The sequence below is a fragment of the Methyloceanibacter sp. genome (assembly GCF_050726195.1).
GTDB lineage: Bacteria > Pseudomonadota > Alphaproteobacteria > Rhizobiales > Methyloligellaceae > Methyloceanibacter.
Map to the genome: position 1 here is coordinate 24,574 of NZ_JBOHJC010000007.1, position 20,812 is coordinate 45,385.

Genomic DNA, 20,812 nt, shown 5'->3' on the forward strand with positions numbered 1-20,812 from the left:
CTTTCACAGCGTCCTCCCGATGTCCGCGAGGATTTTCGCGCTTTCCGCATCCAAAGCTATCATCTCGGAAATAATGTCCTTGGGATCACGCAAGGCCTCCTCATCGGCCTTGTTGGGATTCTTGGCCGAGAGGTCATTGGTCGCTTGGTCGATGTCCTTGACGTCGACCGTCCACGAGTTCTCGCTGTTCGCGAACTTCGTTTGGAGGGAGACAAAATCCTTGAGGTGATTGTCAGTGAGCGGATTGGTCTTGCCGAGGGGGCGGTCAAGGTCCTTCTTGTAGAACCAAATCTTCCGCGTCGGCGCGCCCTTCTGGAAGAACAGGACAACGGTCTTGACGCCGGACCCTTGGAACGATCCGTGCGGCACGTCCAAGACTGTGTGCAGATTACAGTTCTCCAGCAGCTCTTTGCGGAGCGCTACGGAGGCGTTGTCGGTGTTCGACAGGAAGGTGTTCTTGATGACGATGGCTGCGCGGCCGCCGGCCTTCTGCTTCTTGATGAAATGCTGGAGGAACAGGTAGGCGGTTTCACCTGTCTTGATTGGGAAGTTCTGCTGTACCTCTGGGCGCTCCTTGCCGCCGAAGGGAGGATTGGCCAGCACGATGTCGAAGCGATCCTTCTCCTGAATGTCGGTGATGTTCTCAGTGAGCGTGTTGATATGGACGATGTTCGGCGCCTCGATGCCATGCAGGATCATGTTCATGATGCCGAGGATGTAAGCGAGGCTCTTCTTCTCTTGGCCGTAGAACGTTCGCTCCTGAAGCGTCCTTCTCGCTTTGGTGGAGTCTGCCTTGGGCAATAGGTATTCGAAGGCCTCGCACAAGAAGCCCGCCGACCCGCAAGCGCCATCATAGATGCGCTCGCCGATTTTGGGCTTCACCACCTGGATCATGGCGCGGATCAGCGGGCGCGGCGTGTAGTACTCGCCGCCGTTCCGCCCCGCATTGCCCATGTTGCGGAGCTTGGCTTCGTAGAGCTCCGAGAGTTCGTGCTTCTGCGCCTGGGTCTTGAAGCTGAGCGCGTCGACCAGCTCCAGCGCATCGCGCAGCGAATAGCCACTCTGGAACTTGTTTTTGATCTCGCCGAAAATCTCGCCGATCTTGTATTCGATCGTATCTGGGCCAGTGGCGCGAGCCTTGAAGCCCTGTAGATAGGGAAACAGATCGCGATTGACGTATTCGATCAGATCGGGGCCGGTTAGCGCCTTGTCATGATCGAAAGAGCCGTCCCGCTTCTTTGGCGCGGCCCAGGCCGACCAGCGATGCTTGCTGTCGAGCTTGTATTCGTATTTCTTCCCCTCCAGTTCGGCCTTCTGTCCGTTGGCCTTCTCCAGGTCGTCCAGGTATTTCAGGAAAAGGAGCCAGGAGGTCTGCTCGGCATAGTCCAGCTCCGTGGCGCAACCCGCCTCTTTCCACAGCACATCATCGATATTTTTGAAGGTTTGCTCGAACATTGGCTCCCTCCCGGCGGGGTATTCTGGCGCGCGGCGTGAAGATCGGCAACTCTTGGTCGCAGATGGCGCAAACCCTGAAAAATCGCCTGGAATCAGCCCTCGGCTCGCGCATCCTCGACTCCGCGCCGATGGCGGTCGGGTTCGGGCTCACCGGCATGCGCATCACGCTCGCCGACGGCCGCCGCCTCGCGGTGAAGGCGCGCGCCCACACACAAGGCACGCGCGCCGGCCCGAGCCTGGAGATCGAGGCGTATATGCTCGCCGAGCTCGCCCGCCTCTCCGACCTGCCGGTCCCCGCCGTTCATGCCGCGGCGCCCGACCTGCTGGTGATGGACTTCATCGACAATGACGGCGGCGCCATCACCAAGGACGCGGAGCGCCACGCGGGCGAACTGATCGCGAGGCTGCACGCGACCCCGCGCGAGGCGTTCGGCTATGCGCGCGACACCTTGATCGGCCCCCTGCCCCAGCCCAATCCGCGCTGCATGCGCTGGATCCCGTTCTTCCGCGATCACCGCCTCATGCACATGGCGGACGAAGCGCGCGACGAGGGGCGCCTGCCGGCGGCGATGCACGCGCGCATCGCGATTCTTGCGGCGCGGCTCGATGCGCATCTGATCGAGCCCGCGCATCCGGCGCTGCTGCATGGCGATCTGTGGACCGGTAACGTGCTCGTGCGGGCCGGGCGGATCGCCGGCTTCGTCGACCCGGCGATCTATTGCGGCGCGCCTGAGATCGAGCTCGCCTTCGCCACCTTGTTCGGCACGTTCGGCCGCGCCTTCTTCGAGAGCTATGAGGCGGTGCTGCCGCTTCAGCCGGGGTTCCACGAGGGCCGCCGCGACCTCTACAACCTCTACCCGCTCTTGGTGCATGTGCGGCTGTTCGGGGCGAGCTATCTCGCCGGTATCGACCGGGTCCTGGCGCGGTTCGGGGTGTGATGCGGGGTGGCGCGCCATGTCACCCGCCGAACGCGCCGAAACTGCCGCCGAATGCGCCGAAACTGCCGCCGAACGCGCCGCGAACCCCGCCAAAACGCCGAAAAAAGAACCGGCCCGGACAGGCCGGGCCGGTCTTCCCTGCGAAACGAGCCGAATGCGAAAAGGCTTTAGCCTAATCAGCGGGCTTCGGCTCGCCCCCCCATCATGTTCCTGAGCCGTCTATGATTTTTGCTTCAGGTCCCTCGTAAGTCGCGCGTCAAATGCTTCTGGCTTCGTCTTGGAAAGAGGCCCCCCAGCCCCCGTCCCCCGTTTGTGAGTGAAAGGCTAGCCAGTCCGGCCAGAGCCTTCAACAATCCGCGAGGGCGCAAATGCAAAACGCTCCGGCACTGTTGCGGAAATGCAAAAGTGCGGCTTGGCGCTGGCACGCGGCGGTGTATGCGCGCCATTTTGTGTATGTGAATCAGCCTGTTAGGCGGGAGCAGCCCGGCGGTTGCGGGAGCGGCGGCGCGCGCGCGGATCGCCTCAAGGAGGCGGTGCCGGCAGGCTCTGTGGCGAAAACTTTATGGGTTCCTGTTGCACTTGAGCAACGGCAGGCTGGCCGGCCACAGAGCGCACCGAGTCAGGCGCAAATGCAAACAGAATCAATGGCGCGCCCCATCGCCATGGCGACCGCCGTTGCGCCTCCGGTCCTTGCATGCAACATGCGGAAAAACCATCAGCCGGGGGACGACGATGAAGCTGCTACGCTTTGGCGAGCCAGGACAGGAGAGGCCGGGCATCCTTGATAACACGGGCCAAATCAGAGACTTGTCGGGGACCGTCGGCGATCTCGCCGGCCGCGCGCTCGGGCCTGAAAGCTTCGCTCGCATCAAGGCGCTCGATCCCGCAACGCTGCCTTTGGTTGAAGGGCGGAAGCGGCTCGGGCCGCCGGTCGGTCTCGTGCCGAAATTCCTCGGCATCGGCCTCAATTACCGCGACCACGCCGAGGAGACCGGCATGCCGATCCCGGAAGTGCCGATCGTGTTCGCCAAGGCGAGCTCTTGTGTTTCAGGGCCTTACGATCCCGTGTGGGCGCCAAAGGGCTTCGAGCGCATGGACTACGAGGTCGAGCTTGCCGTGGTCATCGGCACCAGAGCCAAGCGGGTCGGGGCCGGCGAGGCGCTCACCTACGTCGCCGGCTATTGCATCGGCAACGACATCTCCGAGCGCAGCCTGCAAAAGGGCGGGCCAGGCGAGTGGATCAAGGCCAAGAGCTATGACAGCTTCGGCCCTCTGGGCCCCTGGCTCGTCACCCCCGACGAGATTCCCGATCCGCAGACCCTCGATCTCACTCTCGACCTCAACGGGGAGCGGATGCAGACCGGCAACACCGCGACCATGATCTTCAGCGTCGCCGACCTCGTCAGCTATATCAGCCAGTACATGACCCTGATGCCGGGCGACGTCATCACCACCGGCACGCCGCCTGGCGTCGGCATGGCGCGGAAGCCGCGCGTGTTCCTCAAGCCCGGCGACGAGATCCGCGCCACTATCTCCGGCCTCGGCGAGCAGCGGTTCAAGGTCGTGGCGGAGGACTAGGGCTTAGGCCACAGTGCGTGGAAATGGTGGACGGGGCCCCTGCCCGCGCCGATGGCGATCTCGTCGGCGGCCATGATCGCGGCAGTCACGTAGAGCTTCGCCGCCTTCACCGCCCTGACCAAAGGCGCGCCCTTGGCCAGCTCGGCGGCGATCGCCGAAGACAGCGTGCAGCCGGTGCCGTGGGTATTTCTTGTCGCCACGCGCGGCGCTTCCAGGCGCTGGATGCCGCTCCGGTCGATAAAAATATCGAGCGCCGTGTCGGCGTCCGACTCGCCGCCGGTGAGCAGCACAGCGCCCGCGCCAAGCTCGCACAGCCGTTCGGCGCGCCCTTCCATCAACCGCTCGCGGCTCTCGTCGGGCTCGCCAAGCAGTACGGCCGCCTCGCGCAGGTTCGGCGTGATCACGGTGGCGCGCGGCACGAGCCTCAAGCGCAACTGGCCGACGGCATCCTCGTCGAGCAGGCGGTCGCCGCTCGTCGACACCATGACCGGGTCCAGAACGACGGGCACCGAGGGAAAGGCGTCGAGCCCGTCGGCGACGGCGTCGATGACCGCGCCAGTGCCGAGCATGCCGATCTTGATGGCATTCACCGTGAGGTCGCTCGCCACGCTCTGCATTTGCGCCAGCACGAACTCCGGCGGCACCACCATCACATCGTCCACGCCTTGCGTATTCTGGGCGGTGAGCGCGGTGATGACGCTCGCGCCATAGACGCCGAGCGCGGAGAAGGTCTTGAGGTCGGCCTGGATGCCTGCGCCGCCCGAGGAGTCGGAGCCGGCGATGGTGAGGGCGATGGCGGTCATGCGCGCCACTATTCAGAGCCTGCTCAGAGGCGCAAGCGGCTTCGTCAGCCGATGGTGGCAAGGGCTGGAAACGTTTGCAGGATCCAGCCGGCGATCAAGGTCATGGAATCGGTGAGGAAGAGGATGCCGGTCAGCACGAGAAAGCCGCCAAGCACCTTCTCCATGATTGAGAGATGGCCCTTGAAGCGCCGCATGGCGCTCATGAACGGCTTGATGGCGACGGCGGCGAGAATGAACGGGATGCCCAGCCCGAGCGAATAGACGAAGAGCAGGCTCACGCCTTGGCGCACCGAGTCCTCGCCAGCAGCGACCGCAAGGATGGCGCCGAGCACCGGGCCAATACAGGGCGTCCAGCCGAAGGCGAAGGCAAGGCCGATGACATAGGCGCCGACCAGCCCCGCGGGCCGCGTATCGGCGTGATAGCGCGCCTCGCGGTGCAGGATCGGAATGTGGATCACGCCAAGGAAATGCAGCCCGGCAATGATGATGATGATGCCGGCGATCTTGGCGAGCAGCGGCAGGTTCTCGGCGAGGAGTTGGCCGAGCGTGGTGGCGGTGGCGCCGAGCAGCACGAACACCGTGGTGAAGCCGAGCACGAAGGCAACCGACGACATCACCACCGTCGAGTAGACGTGGCTTGGCGTCTCGTCCTCGCCGGTGAGCTGATCGAAGGTCGTGCCGCCGAGGAAGCATAGATAGGGCGGCACGAGCGGCAGCACGCACGGGCTGAGAAAGCTCAGGAGCCCTGCCAAAAGGGCGCCGATATAGGTGACATCCACTCCGCTTCTCCTGGACGTCATGGCCTGCGAAAGGCGGGCAATCCAGTAAACATCATCGGATCAGTAGGATACTGGATTGCCCGGTCAGGCCGGGCAATGACAAGTCACGTTAATGTTAGCGCTAAGACCCTACGCGGCCATAGTCTTGGGGGGCGGCGGGGCCACACGGCGCGACGCAAGCGCGGCGACGGCCGGCAATTGGCGCCCTGCCAGCCATTCGAGAAACGCACCGCCCGCCGTCGACACATAAGTGAAGTCTGGCGCGACGCCCGCAATGTTCAGCGCGCGAATGGTGTCGCCGCCGCCAGCGACGGAAATGAGCTTGCCTTCGCGCGATAGTTTTCCGGCTTCGTGAGCGAGGGCGAGCGTGCCCTCGCCGAATGGCTCGATCTCGAACGCGCCAAGAGGCCCGTTCCACAGTAGCGTCTTGATCTCGTTCAAGCGCTGCTTGAGGCGCTCAATACTCTTAGGCCCCTGGTCGAGCACCATCATGTCGGCGGGGATCGCGTTCACCTCGCAGACCTTCCACTCGGTGCCGGCCGCGAACTCCTTGGCCACGACCTCGTCGATAGGCAGCATGATCTCGCAGCCGGAGGCTTTGGCCTTGGCGGCCACGTCCTTCACCGTCTCGACGAAATCGGGCTCGTAGAGCGAGTTGCCGACATTCACGCCCTGGGCGTGGAGGAAGGTATTGGCCATGCCGCCGCCAACCACGATGACGTCCATGCAGGAGGTGAGGTTCGAGAGGACATCGATCTTGGTCGAGACCTTGGCGCCGCCGACGATCGCCATCACGGGGTGCTTGGGATCCTCGATGGCGCGGCCAACCGCATCGATCTCGGCCATCATCAGGAGTCCAGCATAAGACGGCATCAGATGGGCGATGGCCTCGACCGAAGCGTGCGCCCGGTGGGCCGACGAGAAGGCATCGTCGACATACATGTCGCCGAGCGCGGCAAGCTGCTTGGCAAACTCCATGTCGTTCGCGGTCTCGCCATTGTGGTAACGCAGGTTCTCCAGCATCGCCACGTCGCCGGGTGCAAGCGCATTGACGCCAGCCTCGACGTCCGGCCCGACACAATCGTCGAAGAAGCGCACCGGGGCTCCCAACAGTTCCTGCAGCTTCGCGGCGACGGGGCGCAGGGATGTCTCGGGCGAGCGCACGCCCTTGGGGCGGCCAAGATGCGACAGGACGATCACCTTCGCCCCACCCTGCCGGAGCTTGTTGATGGTGGGCAGCACGCGCTTAATGCGGGTCGCGTCGGCAACCTTGCCATCCTCGATCGGCACGTTGAGGTCCGCCCTGACGAGGACGCGTTTCCCCTTAACGTCGAGGCCGTCGATGGTTCTGATACTCGAAAAATCGATCGTCTTCATTTCACTCTGCCATTCGCTGTCTACATCGGGCTTAGATCAACCGGCCCATGGCGACGGCGGTGTCGCTCATCCGGTTGGAGAAGCCCCATTCGTTGTCGTACCAGGCCACCACGCGGCAGAACGTACCGTCGATGACCTGCGTGCCGGTCAAATCGAAGACGGAACTTAGTGGGTCATGATTGAAGTCCGATGAAACCAGCGGCTTGTCGTTGACCCCGAGCACGCCCTTGAGCGGCCCGTTGGCGGCCTTGACGATCGCCGCGTTGATCTCGTCGACCGTGGTCGGCCGCGACGCGTCGAAGGTGAGATCGATCAGGCTGACATTGGGGACCGGCACCCTGATCGAGACACCGTCGAGCTTGCCTTGCAGCTCCGGCAGGACGAGGCCGACGGCCTTGGCGGCGCCGGTCGAGGTGGGGATCAGGTTCACGGCGCTGGCGCGGGCCCGGCGGAGATCCTTGTGAAGCGTGTCCACCGTGCGCTGGTCGCCGGTATAGGCGTGGATCGTCGTCATGTAGCCGCGCTCGATGCCGATGGCCTTGTGCAGCACCTCCGCCACAGGGGCGAGGCAGTTGGTGGTGCACGACGCGTTGGAGACGACGTGATGCTCCTGCGTCAGCTTGTCGTTGTTGACGCCATAGACCACGGTGAGGTCGGCGCCGGAGCAAGGGGCGGAGACCAGCACGCGCTTGGCGCCGGCGGTAAGGTGCTGCGCCGCCTGATCGCGGTTGGTGAAGCGGCCGGTGCATTCCATGACGATGTCGACGCCGAGATCGCGCCACGGCAGCTTTTCCGGCGAGGCCTCGGACAGCACCGCGACATTCTGGCCATCGGCCTTGAGGTGACCGTCGGCCACGGAAATCTTACCGGGGAAGCGGCCGTGCACGCTGTCGAACTCGAGCAGATGCGCATTCGCCTCGGCCGAGCCGAGGTCGTTGATCGCCACGAAGTCGAGATCCTTGCGGCCGGCCTCGAGGAAGGCCCTGAAGGTGAGCCTGCCGATCCGGCCAAATCCGTTGATGGCGACCCGCGTAGTACCCATTTGCTCCTACCTTTAGCTCTTGACGACCAGATCACGCGCGGCGGCCGCGACCGCCTCCGGCGTGATGCCGAAATGCTTGTAAAGCGCTTCCGCCGGGGCAGAAGCGCCGAATCCGCGCATGCCGACAAACGCGCCCTTAGGCCCGAGCCATTGTTGCCAGCCAAACTCGACGGCGGCCTCGACGCCGACTTTGGGGGCCGTTCCTAGCACCGAATTCCGGTAGCTTGCATCCTGCGCGGCGAACAGCTCCCAACAGGGCATGGACACGACGGCGGCCTTGATGCCCTCCCCTTGAAGCATTTTTGCGGCAGCGACAGCCACGGAGACCTCGGAGCCGGTGCCGATCAGGGTCACGTCGCGGCGCCCTTCGGGCTCGACAAGCACATAGGCCCCCTTGGCCGATAGGTTCTCGCCGCTCGGCGCGGTGCGCAGCAGAGGCAGGCCCTGGCGGGTCAGCGCAAGAATGGTCGGGGTGCCCTTGGCGAGCAGCGCAAGCTCCCAGCATTCCGCGCACTCGACCGAATCTGCGGGGCGCATGACGTTGAGGTTCGGCATGGCGCGGAGCGCCGCGAGCTGCTCGACCGGCTCGTGGGTGGGGCCGTCCTCGCCGAGGCCGATGGAATCGTGGGTCATGACATAGATGACCCGCTGGCCCATGAGCGCAGAGAGGCGGATCGAGGGCCGGCAATAATCGGAGAACACGAGGAACGTGCCGCCATAGGGCACGATGCCGCCGTGCAGCACGAGCCCGTTCATGGCCGCGGCCATGGCGTGCTCGCGCACGCCGTAATGGATGTAGTTGCCGGCGAAGTCGCCGGGCTTGACGATCTGGTGCAGCTTGGTGAGCGTGCCGTTCGAGCCGGTCAAATCGGCGGAGCCGCCGATCAGCCCGGGGACGACCGGCATTAGCTTTTCAAGCACCTTCTGCGACGACTGGCGGGTAGCGAGCTTCGCCCCTTCGGCCATGAAGTCTGCCTTGATGGCCTCAATCGCGCGCACGATCCCCTGACCCACGCCGACGTCGATGGGATCGGTGAGGTGGGCACGCGCCGCAGGATCCAGGCGGTTGGCGGCTTTCACCCATGCCTCGTATTTCGCCCGGTGACGCGCCCCCGTTACGCGCCAGCTCGCCAGGATCGGCTTCGGCACCTCGAAGGCCTCGTGGCTCCAGCCCAGTCTCTCGCGCGCGCCCTCGATCTCCTCGGCGCCGAGCGGCGAGCCATGAGTCGCGGCGGTGCCCGCCTTTTTCGGCGCGCCATAGCCGATGACGGTACGGCAAGCGATGATCGACGGCCGGTCGGTCACGCTTCGCGCGTTCTCGATGGCAAGGGCGACGGCCTCGGGGTCGTGCCCGTCCACGGCGGCGGTGTGCCAATGCGAGGCCCTGAAGCGTTCGAGCTGGTCGTCGGAGGTGGAGAGACTGGTCGGCCCGTCGATGGAAATGTGATTGTCGTCGAACAGCACGATCAAGCGGCCGAGCTTGAGGTGGCCGGCGAGCGAGATCGCCTCCTGGCTGATGCCTTCCATGAGGCAGCCGTCGCCGGCGAGGCAGTAGGTGTAGTGACTGACGATGTCATCGCCGTAGCGCTGGTTGAGAAGCCGCTCGGCGAGCGCCATGCCGACGGCATTGCCGAGGCCCTGGCCGAGGGGCCCGGTCGTGGTCTCGATGCCGGGGGCATGCCCATATTCGGGATGGCCCGCGGTGCGGGAGTGAAGCTGCCGGAAGCGCTTGATCTCCTCGATGCTCATCTCCGGGTAGCCGGTCAGATAGAGCAGCGCGTAGAGCAGCATGGAGCCGTGGCCGGCCGACAACACGAAGCGGTCCCGGTCGGGCCACTCGGGGTGGGCGGCGTCGAACTTCAAAAAGCGGGTGAACAGCACGGTGGCGACATCGGCCATGCCCATGGGCATGCCGGGATGGCCGGAATCGGCCTTCTGCACCGCGTCCATGGCCAGCGCCCGGATGGCGTTCGCCATGTCCTTATGCGCCGCTGCGGGTAACGCCTGATCCTGCATCAGGGCTTCAGCCATCTGTTCTCCCCCAAAAGATGAGGTCTTGCGGAAGCGGGGCATTTTCACCGGAAAACGTCCAACTTTCAGCTTGTCCAGGTGTGTTCCAAGCTCGGAAAACGCCGACGATGCAAGCGTCAATATAGGCTCGCAAACGTCCAGACAAGCCGCCACAAGTGGTTTCAACACCCGTGGAAAATGTGGTCGGGATCGGAGAGCGCCAGTTCGCGGTAGCGCACTCTCATCCGAGGCCGTAGCGCTTCCAGAAGGCGGCGACGCCGTCGTCGGACGCAAGCCCGCTGCGCCGGGCCGCGTCGATCGCCGCCTTCTCATCGTCACTCAGCTGATAGACGCCAGTGCGACGCGCCTCGATCTCGCGCGCCAAGGCGGCAAGCTCTTCCTGGTCTTCCTCGGGCCAGGCGGCCACTCGTTCGAGAATGTTTTTCACCACTGCATTCATGCCGGGAACATAGCGCGCCGAAGTCTCGATTTCCAGCAACCAGCGGCGACACTTAATAAGCGCGGACGCCCATCGCCGCCTTGACCGCGTGGTAGCCGACGAGAAGCTGGGTCAGCGCCAACGGGTGGCTCTTGCGGGCGCCATTGGCGACATCGATGCGACCGACCTGGTCGCGCAGATGGCCCGCCTCCGGGATGAGGTTCCACAGCAGATCCTCGATCCGCTCGGCTCTGTTGTCGGAGATATTGCCGTTGATCTCAAGCACATCAACAGGCTTTCCGTCCTTGTCCCGGACCAATTCGAGGTGCAGCCCGGCATTGCTGGAGCCGTCGAACAGCGGGGTGAAATCGGGATGCGGCAGGGTCGGGCGCAGCAAATGGCGCACGTCGAGCTGAGTATCGGACCCGTTGGCGCCCTTCGGCGACTGGAAGCGAATGACGATGTCGGCAAAGGTCCGCTGCGGGTGGATGAAGTTCGGGCTGTCGAGCTTGCGCCGTTCCAAGGAAGTGACCACCTCGTCCAGGGTATAGCCGCGCTTCGATGTATCGCGGTGGATCTTCCACTTCACCCGCAGGTCGTCCTCCGGATCGAGATAGACCTTCACGTCGTAGCAATCGCGCATGGCCCGCGTGGTGTAGCCGAGCAGGCCCTCGGCGATGACGAACTCCGTAGGCTTGAAGTATCGCGGCGGACCCAAAGTGCCGCCCTCATGGCAATAGACCGGCTTCAGCACCGGCTCGCCGCGGCGTAACAGGCGCAAATGCTGCTCCAGGATATCGATATGGTTCGCCCGCGGGTCGAGCGCCGACAGGCCCATGTCGTTGCGCGTCTTGCGGTCGTAGCGATGATAGTCGTCGGTACAGAACACCGAGCAGTGCTCCTCGCCCAGAATCTGAGCGACGCCGGCCGACAGCGTCGTCTTGCCCGACGCAGAGTCGCCTACGATGCCGAGGATGATCGGATGATCAACTCGCTTCGGCATGATTCAACAAGTTCGGCATAGTTCGCTCCAGGCGTTCCTCACTTCGGCTTGTTAAGCGACATCGCGAGCCGCCACGCTCGCCAGGCGATCGATCGGCACGTAACTCGTCATGATCTGCCGCTCGCCCGTCGCTCCGGTTATCATCATGGTCTGCACCTTGTAGTGCGACTTGCTCCGCTCCACCCCTTCAAGCATGAGGCCGGTGGTGATGCCGGTCGCACAGAAGAACACATTGCTCGAGGTGATGAGCTCGTCGCGCTCGAACCACCTGGTGGTGTCGATGCCGGCCTCTTTGACGGCTTTGGCCTCGGTCTGCAGCTGGGGATCGAGGCGGGCGAGAAACTCCCCGCCGATCGCCCTGATGGCGCACGCGGACATGACGCCTTCCGGCGTGCCGCCCGTCCCCATCAGCGCATCGATGCCGGAGCCCGGGATCGCCGCCATGAGCGCACCGGCAACGTCGCCCGCGGGATACATAGCAACGCGCGCGCCGGCGGCGAGGATGGAATTGACGAGTTCGCGATGGCGCGGCTTCTCCAGAACGAAGACCGTCAGATCGGAGATGTCCTTGTTGAGCGCCTTGGCAAGGGCTTCGAGCTTTGCCGGCGTGGGCGAGGTCGGGTCGATCTTGCCGCGCGCCGCGGGGCTCGCCACGAACTTCTCCATATAGAAGGCAGGGCCGGGATTCATCATGGCGCCGCGCGGCGCGACGGCGAGCACCGCAAGCGCGTTGGTCAATCCTCGCACTAGGTAGCTCGTGCCCTCCACGGGATCGACGGCGATGTCCGCCTTGAACGCCGCACCGGGGTGTCCGAGATGCTCGCCCCGCTGGGGCTGCGGCGCCTCGCCCTTGGTCGCCTCGCCGATGACGACCACGGCATCGATATCGATTTCGGCCATGGCGCTGCGCATGGCATCGAGGGCGGCGCGGCCGCCGTCATCGGCGTTGCCGCGCCCGATCCAGTTGAACGCGGCGCAGGCCGCGCCTTCCGTTACACGGCGCAGAGAATAGACGAGATCCGGATGGACCGGGTCCGTAGTCACCATAACGTCTCCTCCTCGGCGGTTCATCGGGGAGCCGCCGGCAGTGTTCTTAGGTGGGCGCAAAGCCTTACCTCACTATACCTTATGGGTCGGTGCGGCCCCAATTAACAAGGGGTCGCGGCTGATTAGCGCCCGTCTCGTCAATGGTCTAGCGGGCGCGTCGCCGCGGATCGAGCCCATCGCGCAGGGCATCGCCGAGCACATTGACCGAAATCAAAACGCCAATCAGCACGAGGCCGGGCAGCACCGTCACCCACCAGGCGCCGGCGAACATAAGGTCGTAGCCGGAGCGGATCAAAGTGCCGAGTGAGGGCTTCGTTACCGGCATGCCAAGGCCCAAAAAGGAAAGGGCAGCCTCGGCCATGATTGCGCCGGCGACCTGGGTGGTGGCTACGACGATGAGCGGCGACAAGATGTTGGGCAGGATGTGGCGGTGCACAATGGCACCATCGCTGCTCCCCACGGCGCGGGCCGCCCGGACATAGTCCTTGGCCGCCTCGACCAGGGTCGCGGCGCGGGCCGTGCGGGCGAACATCGGCCATTCCGCCAAGCCGATGACGAGGACGAGGAGCGGCACGGCGAACCGGCTCAAGGCCTCGCCGCCAAGGCCGGCGCGGAACAGCGCCATGACGATGATGGCCATCATCAGGGTCGAGAGCGAGAGCTGGATGTCGGCCAGGCGGGTGACGACGCCGTCCGGCCTCCCCCCAGAATAGCCGGCGAGCAGGCCGAGCGGTATGCCGATCGCCGCCTGGATGACCACGGCAAGGATGCCGACCAGGAGCGAGATTCGCGTGCCGTAGAGAATGGCGCTGAACAGGTCGCGGCCTTGGGCGTCGGTGCCGAGTAGGAAGCGCGGGTCGCTGCCCGCTTGCCAGATGGGCGGCAGCTCGGCGTCGAGGACGTCGAAGCTCGCCAGATCAAACGGGTCTTGCGGCGCGATGAACGGGGCGAGGAGCGACGCCAGCGCGACGATGAACAGCAAGAGCGCGGCAAGCGCCGCGCCCGGCCGCTCGACGGCAAAGCCGAGCGCGCGGGAGCTTGATTGCACGACGGTCATCGCGCGCCCTCGAGACTGATGCGCGGATCGAGCATGAGGCTCACGATGTCAACGAGCGTATTGACGATGACGAACAGGAGACCCACCAGAACGAGATAGGTGGTGATGAGAGGAATGTCGGCGCGGGTCACAGCTTCGAGGAACAGGAAGCCCATGCCGGGCCATTGGAACACCGTCTCGGTGAGGAGCGTGTAGGCGATCAAGGTACCGACCTGGAGGCCGCCGACCGCGACGAGGGGCAACAGCGCGTTGCGGAGCGCGTGAACGATCCACACACGCAAGGGCGACGCGCCCTTGGCGCGGGCGGTGCGGACATAGTCGTGGCCGAGCTCGTCGAGCATGGCGCCGCGCACGAGCCTGATGAAGAGCGGCAGCATGATGGAGGAGAGCGTCAGCGACGGGAGGATGAGGTGCTTGAGCCCATCGAGGGTGAGAAGCCCGGTCTGCCAGATGCCGAGATCGACCGTCTCGCCGCGGCCGAAGGCAGGCAGCCAGCCGAGCCATACGGAAAAGATGGTGATGAGGAAGATGCCGGTGAGGAACACCGGCACCGAGATGCCGAGCACGCTTAACCCCAAAATCAGCTTAGCGGTGAGGCTTCGCGGGCGCACCGCGCAATAGACGCCGGCCGGCAGCGACAAGAGAAGCACGATGAGACTCGCGCCCAAAACGAGCTCGAAGCTCGCCGGAAACTTGGCGAGCACGACCTCGACGGTCGGCCGCTTATAGATGATTGAGGTGCCGAGGTCGCCGGTGGCGGCGCCCCCGAGATAGCGGGCGAGCTGCACCGGCCACGGCGCATCGAGACCGAGCGCGCGGCGGAGCTCTGCCCGCTCCGATTCCGGCACCGCCTGACCCATGATCTCGCGCAGCGGATCGCCGAGGCTTTGCCGCACGGCGAAAGCGATGATGAGGATCGCCAGCATGACGAGCAAGGCCTGGGCGAGCCGTCGCGCGATGAAAGCGGCTCCCTCCGCTAAGGCCTTCATGAACGCATCAGGCCCGGGTCAGGCCATAGGCGATGGCGGCGGCGACTGCGGCTTGCCATGGCACAAATAGGATGACCAGCGCGTCGAGGTCCGCGGCGGGATAAAGGAGCAACCCCAGCAGCGCGCCCACCACCACGATCAGCATCCAGGCGCGCGGCCGCCTGATGGCTTCGGCCGGGATGCCAGAGCCGAAGGCGGTGAGGCCTGCGCCGATCGCACCGCCGCTCAAGCCGGCGAGCAGCAGGCCGATGGTCTCGCGCCTCGCTTTGGCGCCCTCGACGGTGCCGAACAGCTCCGAGCCGACCGTCGCCGTGAACACGTCGTTGGCGGTATTGACGGCGGCGAGCCAGCCGATCAGCACGAGCGCCATGGCGAGCAGGCATTTCGCCGGGTCTCGCGCAACCCACAGCCACAACATGGCGGCGATGGCCGCGCCGAAGGCAATGCCTGCATGGAGCGGCACGACCTCGGCGTTGATCAAGAGACCGGTGTCGTCGAGGCGGATGTCGGGGAGCGGAGAGGGAATGGCTGAGATGAGCCCGGTCAGGACGCCCACGGCCGCCATGATGGCAACGGCTTGGGGGCCCGGCGGCGGCCGCGGCGGCGTATCGGCCCTCAGGAAATGCCACTTCATCCCCGCTAGCGGGCAATTCCAACTGCGCTGCCGCCCCCCTCAGTGATTTCTCGCGCCCAGGACCACTATACCTGAGGCCTGTCAGGCTGACCAACGCGAAGGCGGCAGCGCCGATTTGCCGTCAGCTCTTCGACTCGACCACCGACTTGAGGTTGGCCAGGCCCTTCTCCATCTGGTCGCCGACCATCTTCTTGCCGTTCATCACCAGGCACACGGCCCTTTCCATGAAATTGTGATGGTCGCTCATGCTCCAGGTCACCGCAGTCTTGTCGCCCTCGGGCTTGAACACAAACTCGGAGCCGCTCGTGCCCTCGAACGGCTCGGTGAAGTCCAGCCTGATCTTCACCAGCTCGTCAGGGCGGCTTTCGACCAGGGTCATCTTGCCGGCGCCGACCTCGCTGTTGCCGGCCCAGGTCATGACGGTGCCCTCGCCGGCTTCAGGCCCTTCGAAGGTGACCTTGGCATTCGGGTCGAGCTTCGCCCACGGCGACCAGGCGTCCCATTTGTGGAAGTCGTTCACCTCGGCGAATACCGCCGCTGCCGGCGTGTCGACCGTCGCGGTGCGCTCGACGTGGAACTCGGACGGCTGCAGCGCGACGACCACCACGAACACGAGGATCAGCGCCGCCAGCACGAACAAAATCTTCTTGAGCATGTGATGTCCCTCCCCTTGGGCCTTATTCGATCACGAGATCACCGAGATACGGCATGTCGATGACATTGACCACCGGCGCGATGTTCACATTTTCTCGCGAGGCCCAGGACAGATGCTGCCATTGGAGCGGCAGGATGGCGGCATCGTCGTAAACGATGCGCTCGATCTTCTTCAGCACCGCAGCGCGTGCCGCAGCGTCCGTCATGGTCTGGGTCGCGAGCGTCAGCCGGTCGACCTCCGGGTTCGAATAGTTGCCGGCGTTGTATTGGCCGTAGCCGGTTGCCGCGTCCGGCGTCATCACCAGGAATTCGTAGAAGTTGGCCGAGTCCTGGGTGTCCGACTGCCAGCCGATCATCATGATGTCGGCGGCGCGCTCGTCGAAGCGCTGCCAATATTGCGCTTTGGGCAAGGTCTGGAGATCGACCTTGATGTTGATCTTGGCGAGCATGGCGGCGACCGCCTCGGCGATGCGCGCATCCCCGATATAGCGGTTGTTCGGCGCCATCATGGTGACCGAGAAGCCGTCCGCATAGCCGGCTTCCTTCATCAGCGCCTTGGCCTTGGCGAGGTCGTAGGGCGGGGCGAGCTCGGGATCGTGTCCGGCGTAGCCCGGCGGGCTTAGCTGGCCCGCCGCGGTAGCGAAGCCGCGCATGATCTTGTTGGCAATGCCCTCGCGGTTGATGGCGTAGCTGATGGCGCGCCGCACGCGCGGATCCTTGAACGCCTCCACACGCTCCCGATTGAGCTCGAAGGTCAGGATGCGCGGGCTCGGCATGGTCACAAGGGTGCAGCATCCCGCCTTCTCGATGCGCGCAAGGTCGGTGGGGGGCACGGGCGTGATGAAGTCGACATCGCCGGCAAGGAGCGCCGCCACCCGCGTCGCCGGCTCCTTGATCGGGGTCAGCACGATCTCATCCAAATTGCCGGGCGAGGACTTGTCCCAATAGCCGTCGAAGCGCTTGAGCTTGAGCCTGATCCCCTGCTCGCGCTCGGTGACGATGAACGGTCCCGTCCCGCTCACATTGGTCGAGGCGAACGAAGCGCCGTGCTTGACCACGGCGTCCTTCGGCTGTCCGCGCGCGTCGGTGCCTGAGTAAAACGCGCGGTCCATGGGAAAGATGTAGGTGGCGAGGTTGAGCACGAGCGGATAGGGCTCCTTGGTGATGAGATCGACGGTCGTCTCGTCGATCGCCTTGGCCGCCGCGAAGGGCTCGAACAGCGCCTTGAAATCCGGGCTCCGCTTCAGGCGGTCGAAGGTCCACACCACATCGTCCGCGGTCAGCTTGCGGCCGGAGTGAAAGCGCACGTCGTCGCGCAAATGAAAGCGGGTGGTGCGCGGATCAATTTCTTCCCAGCTCTTGGCGAGGCGCGGTTCGAGGGTCATGTCCTGGCGGAAGCGCACCAGGGGATCGAACACGAGGTGCGACAGCTGCAGCGTCGCCGAGGCAAGCTGCTCATGGGGATCGAGCGAGGTGGGATCGGCGTCATAGGCCATGCGCAGGGTCTTGTCCCCGGCCGCTACGGCGGGGCCGAAAGCGAGGAGCGCAATGACGGGGAGGATCAGGCAGAGACGCATGGGCGGGTACTTTGTCACCTGAAAACAACGGCCTCGTCCAGCCTCTTGCCTCGCAAGCTCCGGCCGATAAAGTCGCCCTCCCCGCGCTCAACGGCCCCGTTGGAGGCCCTTTCCGACCATGCATGGCTTCTTCGTCACCGGAACCGATACCGACGTCGGCAAGACCCTTGTCGCGGCGTGGCTCTTGAGCCAGCTCGATGCGTCGTACTGGAAGCCGGTGCAGGCGGGTACTGAGCCCGAGACCGATTCCGCCACGGTGCGGCGCCTTGCCGAGGTGGATGCGGCGCGTATTCTGCCGGAGGCCTATCTTCTGCCGGAGTCGCTCGCGCCGCACGAGGCCGCGCGGCGGGCCGGCATCGTTATCGACATGGCAAAGCTTCACGCGCCGGAGCATGAGGGGCTGCTGGTGGTCGAGGGTGCCGGCGGGCTCATGGTGCCGCTCACCGACGAGGCCTATGTGATCGATCTCGCCGCCGAGCTCGATCTGCCGATCATTCTCGTCGCCCGCTCGACGCTCGGCACCATCAATCACACGCTTCTGTCGATCGAGGCGATCAGGCGGCGCGGGTTGCCGCTTGCCGGCGTAGTGATCACCGGGCCGGAGACGCCGCATAATCGCGCCGCAATCGAGCGCTACGGCCAGATCGAAGTGATCGCGGAAATCCCTTGGCTCGAAACCATCGACCGTTCGGTGCTCAGGGCCATTCAGCCCGAATTCGATCTCGTGAAGCTGGCGACGGTGCTGCCGTGAACGACAAGCGAACCGATCAGACTTCGCCCGCCGCCCGCGATCTCATCGCGCGCGACCGCCGCCATGTATGGCATCCCTTCACCCAGCACGGCACCGAGGCTGAGCCCACGGTCATCGCCCGGGCCAAGGGCGCGTCCCTGTTCGACGCGCAAGGCCGCGAGATCCTCGATCTCATCTCCTCGTGGTGGACCTGCACCCACGGACATGCGCATCCCAAGATCAACGCGGCGCTGGCGCGTCAGGCGGAGCGACTCGATCATGTGATGTTCGCGGGCTTCACCCACGAGCCTGCCGTGTCGCTCGCCGAGCGGCTCGCGGCCCTCCTCCCCGCCGACCTCAATCGCGTGTTCTTCTCCGACGACGGCTCAACCGCCGTCGAGGTGGCGATCAAGATCGCCTACCAGTCGTGGATCAATCGCGGCGAGCCGCGGCGGCGCATGCTGCTCGCCTTCGACGGCGGCTATCACGGCGACACGTTGGGCGCCATGTCGGTCGGGCGCGGTTCGCAGATGTTCGGCGCGTTCCGCGACCTGATGTGCAAAGTGTGCGTGCTGCCCTACCCGGCGACGTTCGATGGTGACGACGCCGCGGACGAGCGGGAAGCCGGCGCGCTCAGCGCGTTCGATGCTCTCCTCACCGAGCGCGGGCAGACCATCGCGGCGTTGATCATCGAGCCATTGATGCAGGGCGCGGGCGGCATGCGCTTCTGCCGGCCGCGTTTTCTCAAGCGTCTCGTCGAGACGGCACAAAAAGCTGGAATCATTGTGATTTTTGACGAGGTGGCGACGGGTTTTGGGCGCACAGGAACCTTGTTTGCGCTCGAGCAGGCAGGCGTGGTGCCGGACCTGATCTGCCTCTCCAAGGGGCTCACCGCGGGCTACATGCCGCTCTCGGCCACCGTGGCACGCGATGCGATCTTCGATATGTTTCTTGGCGACAGTTTCGAGCGCGCGCTGCCGCACGGTCATTCCTTTACCGCCAACCCGCTGTCCTGCGCCGTGGCGCTCGCCTCGCTCGACCTGTTCGATGAGGAGCGGACGTTCGATCGTATTGCCCACATCCATGCGCGTCACCGCGACATGCTCGGCGTTTTGGCGGCGCGGACCGATGTGACGAAGCCGCGCGTGCTCGGCTCGGTGCTTGCCTTCGAGGTCAAGGAAGGCGGCCAGTATCAGTCGGAGCAGAGTCGGGCGCTTCGGGACTGGTACCTCGCCCACGGCCTGAACATCAGGCCCATGGGCGCGACGGTCTACCTCATGCCGCCCTACTGCATCACCGACGAGGAGCTCGCCCGCGCCTATGCGGGCATGATCGACGGGCTCGACGCGCTCGCCTCCGGCGCGTAGAGCCGGCCGTAGACGATGTGCCAGGTGACGCGGCCGCCGAAGCGCAAATCGGTGGCGCGGATGGCGCGGCGGAGCGCGCCGGGCGTGAGCGGCGCATAGCCTTCGCGCGGCGTGAGGCCGCCAACGGCCTTCATGCGGCGCAAGAAAGACAGCGAATCGTTATCGGGCGTTACATGCTCGTCCTCGACCACGCCGGGAAGCGCCGGGATGTCGGCGATGCCGCTCGGCAGCGATTCCGCGACAAGGACGGCGCGCCATTCGGCGAAGCTGGCGGGCCCGAGCGTGGCGTAGAGCAAGACGCCCTCCGGAGCGAGAAGCCGACGCAGCCGTTCAAGGCTCGCCGCCGGGTCCGGCAGCCAGTGCAAGGTCATGCTGGAGACGATGAGGTCGAGTTCGGCATGACCGCCCGCCTCGCCCGCGTCCATCACCTCGTAGCTGATGCGCGGGGTCCCAATTTGCGCAAGATTGCGGCGGCATTCGGCGATCATCGCCGGGGCCACGTCGGTGAGCACGAAGCGCCCTTGCGGGTAGCGCCTGACGAGATGGCGGCTGAGAAGGCCGGTACCGCAGCCAAGCTCAAGCACGGTCGGCGTGTCGAAATCCGGCAGGAGCCGCGCGAGGCGGTCGGCGACTGCGGCCTGCAAGCCGGCATGTGCCTCGTAGAACGCGGCGCTTTCCCCGAAGCGTGCCGCGATTTCGGCGCTACGACGGGAGAGAATTGGCGAATTCAAGGACATGACGGGCGCACCAGCGCGGGTGCCTCAAGGGTAGGACATGGCCGCCGTCCGGCGACCAGACGATGCCGGTCTCCTGCCAGATGGCCTCGGTCATGGCGGGGGTGACTATGGCATCGTCGCGGGCGCCAAGGGCGAGAACGGGGCATCCGAGCCGTTCCTTAGCCTCTCGCGCGTCCCAATGCATCAGCCAATCGAGGCCCTCGTCGAGCTTCGCGACGTTCAGCGCCTCAGGCAGGGCAAAGCCGGCGGCGCCGCAAGTCCGCCAAAAGGCTTGCAGGGTGCCGCCTGGATCTCGCTCCAAGCCCCGCTTGAGCGACGCGACCCGAGAGGGCGCCACATGGGGGCAGAAGCGGTCGAAGCCCTGGATGCTGATCAGCGCCCTGTACCGCCCCTCCCCGCGCATCAGCAGCCAGAGCAAGCCGAGCGAATGGCCGACGGCAATGGCATCCTCAGGCCATTCAGCATCGCCCTTAGGGCCGCCGGACACGAAGCCGAGGTCGACAAGCGTGGTGTCCACGTCCCCGAGATGGCCGACGACGTCGGCCCAGATGCCGGCATGGAAGCCCCAGCCATGGACGAGTACGAAATGCATGGCG

At 65.1% G+C, this 20,812-nt stretch carries 20 protein-coding genes; 4 read left to right on the plus strand and 16 right to left on the minus strand.

All coding sequences use genetic code 11. The annotated features are described in order from the left end of the window. Nucleotides 1-3: 3 nt before the first annotated feature. Nucleotides 4-1,455, minus strand: coding sequence for an N-6 DNA methylase (locus ACRECX_RS06540; protein ID WP_431558019.1), 1,452 nt, complete (start codon nt 1,453-1,455; stop codon nt 4-6). Nucleotides 1,456-1,490: 35 nt separating this feature from the next. On the opposite strand from ACRECX_RS06540, the gene ACRECX_RS06545 reads away from it, so the two are divergent. Both ACRECX_RS06545 and ACRECX_RS06550 read left to right on the plus strand, forming a co-directional pair. After that, nucleotides 1,491-2,393 (plus strand): fructosamine kinase family protein, encoded by a 903-nt coding sequence (locus ACRECX_RS06545; RefSeq protein ID WP_431558020.1) that lies wholly within the window; start codon nt 1,491-1,493, stop codon nt 2,391-2,393. A 732-nt stretch (nt 2,394-3,125) separates the two neighbouring features. Continuing rightward, a complete protein-coding gene (locus ACRECX_RS06550; protein ID WP_431558021.1) occupies nt 3,126-3,971 on the plus strand; it encodes a fumarylacetoacetate hydrolase family protein in 846 nt (281 codons plus the stop codon). Here the strand turns inward: ACRECX_RS06550 and thiD are convergent. The 13 genes from thiD to ACRECX_RS06615 form a co-directional block, all read right to left on the minus strand. Then, a complete protein-coding gene (thiD, locus tag ACRECX_RS06555) occupies nt 3,968-4,774 on the minus strand; it encodes a bifunctional hydroxymethylpyrimidine kinase/phosphomethylpyrimidine kinase (RefSeq protein ID WP_431558022.1) in 807 nt (268 codons plus the stop codon). The two genes, ACRECX_RS06550 and thiD, sit on opposite strands and share 4 nt — an antisense overlap. Nucleotides 4,775-4,818: 44 nt before the next feature. Next, entirely contained in the window at nt 4,819-5,553 is a 735-nt protein-coding gene (locus tag ACRECX_RS06560; RefSeq protein ID WP_431558023.1) for a cytochrome c biogenesis CcdA family protein, read from the minus strand. Between the two features lie 129 nt (nt 5,554-5,682). Next, entirely contained in the window at nt 5,683-6,930 is a 1,248-nt protein-coding gene (locus tag ACRECX_RS06565; RefSeq protein ID WP_431558024.1) for a phosphoglycerate kinase, read from the minus strand. Nucleotides 6,931-6,961: 31 nt separating this feature from the next. Further along, a complete protein-coding gene (gene gap / locus ACRECX_RS06570; protein WP_431558025.1) occupies nt 6,962-7,972 on the minus strand; it encodes a type I glyceraldehyde-3-phosphate dehydrogenase in 1,011 nt (336 codons plus the stop codon). Between the two features lie 12 nt (nt 7,973-7,984). Further along, the gene (gene tkt, locus ACRECX_RS06575) at nt 7,985-10,003 is read right to left on the minus strand and encodes a transketolase (protein WP_431558026.1); all 2,019 of its coding nucleotides are present in this window, start codon (nt 10,001-10,003) and stop codon (nt 7,985-7,987) included. Nucleotides 10,004-10,223: 220 nt separating this feature from the next. Next, on the minus strand, nt 10,224-10,481 hold the full coding sequence (locus ACRECX_RS06580) for a hypothetical protein (protein WP_431558027.1): 258 nt from the start codon (nt 10,479-10,481) through the stop codon (nt 10,224-10,226). Nucleotides 10,482-10,494: 13 nt separating this feature from the next. Then, a complete protein-coding gene (locus tag ACRECX_RS06585) occupies nt 10,495-11,424 on the minus strand; it encodes a phosphoribulokinase (RefSeq protein WP_431558028.1) in 930 nt (309 codons plus the stop codon). A gap of 51 nt (nt 11,425-11,475) precedes the next feature. Beyond that, nucleotides 11,476-12,471 carry a class II fructose-bisphosphatase gene (gene glpX, locus ACRECX_RS06590; protein WP_431558029.1) on the minus strand — a complete coding sequence of 332 codons (996 nt, stop codon included), beginning with the start codon at nt 12,469-12,471 and terminating at the stop codon, nt 11,476-11,478. A gap of 145 nt (nt 12,472-12,616) precedes the next feature. After that, nucleotides 12,617-13,528 carry an ABC transporter permease gene (locus ACRECX_RS06595; protein WP_431558030.1) on the minus strand — a complete coding sequence of 304 codons (912 nt, stop codon included), beginning with the start codon at nt 13,526-13,528 and terminating at the stop codon, nt 12,617-12,619. After that, complete coding sequence (locus ACRECX_RS06600) at nt 13,525-14,517, minus strand: ABC transporter permease (protein WP_431558031.1); 993 nt, start codon at nt 14,515-14,517, stop codon at nt 13,525-13,527. The genes ACRECX_RS06595 and ACRECX_RS06600 overlap by 4 nt, the downstream gene beginning before the upstream one ends. 7 nt (nt 14,518-14,524) lie before the next feature. Continuing rightward, nucleotides 14,525-15,151: a hypothetical protein gene (locus ACRECX_RS06605; protein ID WP_431558032.1), complete on the minus strand. Its 627-nt coding sequence runs from the start codon at nt 15,149-15,151 to the stop codon at nt 14,525-14,527. A gap of 121 nt (nt 15,152-15,272) precedes the next feature. Next, complete coding sequence (locus ACRECX_RS06610) at nt 15,273-15,806, minus strand: SRPBCC family protein (RefSeq protein ID WP_431558033.1); 534 nt, start codon at nt 15,804-15,806, stop codon at nt 15,273-15,275. 22 nt (nt 15,807-15,828) lie between these two features. Further along, nucleotides 15,829-17,382, minus strand: a complete 1,554-nt coding sequence (locus ACRECX_RS06615; protein ID WP_431558034.1) for an ABC transporter substrate-binding protein — start codon at nt 17,380-17,382, stop codon at nt 15,829-15,831. Between the two features lie 118 nt (nt 17,383-17,500). On the opposite strand from ACRECX_RS06615, the gene bioD reads away from it, so the two are divergent. Further along, nucleotides 17,501-18,133, plus strand: coding sequence for a dethiobiotin synthase (gene bioD, locus ACRECX_RS06620; RefSeq protein WP_431558035.1), 633 nt, complete (start codon nt 17,501-17,503; stop codon nt 18,131-18,133). Continuing rightward, a complete protein-coding gene (gene bioA, locus ACRECX_RS06625) occupies nt 18,130-19,479 on the plus strand; it encodes an adenosylmethionine--8-amino-7-oxononanoate transaminase (protein ID WP_431558036.1) in 1,350 nt (449 codons plus the stop codon). The genes bioD and bioA overlap by 4 nt, the downstream gene beginning before the upstream one ends. Here the strand turns inward: bioA and ACRECX_RS06630 are convergent. Together ACRECX_RS06630 and ACRECX_RS06635 are read right to left on the minus strand one after the other, a co-directional pair. Continuing rightward, entirely contained in the window at nt 19,431-20,216 is a 786-nt protein-coding gene (locus ACRECX_RS06630) for a methyltransferase (RefSeq protein WP_431558037.1), read from the minus strand. The two genes, bioA and ACRECX_RS06630, sit on opposite strands and share 49 nt — an antisense overlap. Further along, a complete protein-coding gene (locus ACRECX_RS06635; RefSeq protein WP_431558038.1) occupies nt 20,182-20,808 on the minus strand; it encodes an alpha/beta fold hydrolase in 627 nt (208 codons plus the stop codon). Before ACRECX_RS06635 ends, ACRECX_RS06630 begins: the two co-directional genes overlap by 35 nt. Nucleotides 20,809-20,812: the final 4 nt, after the last annotated feature.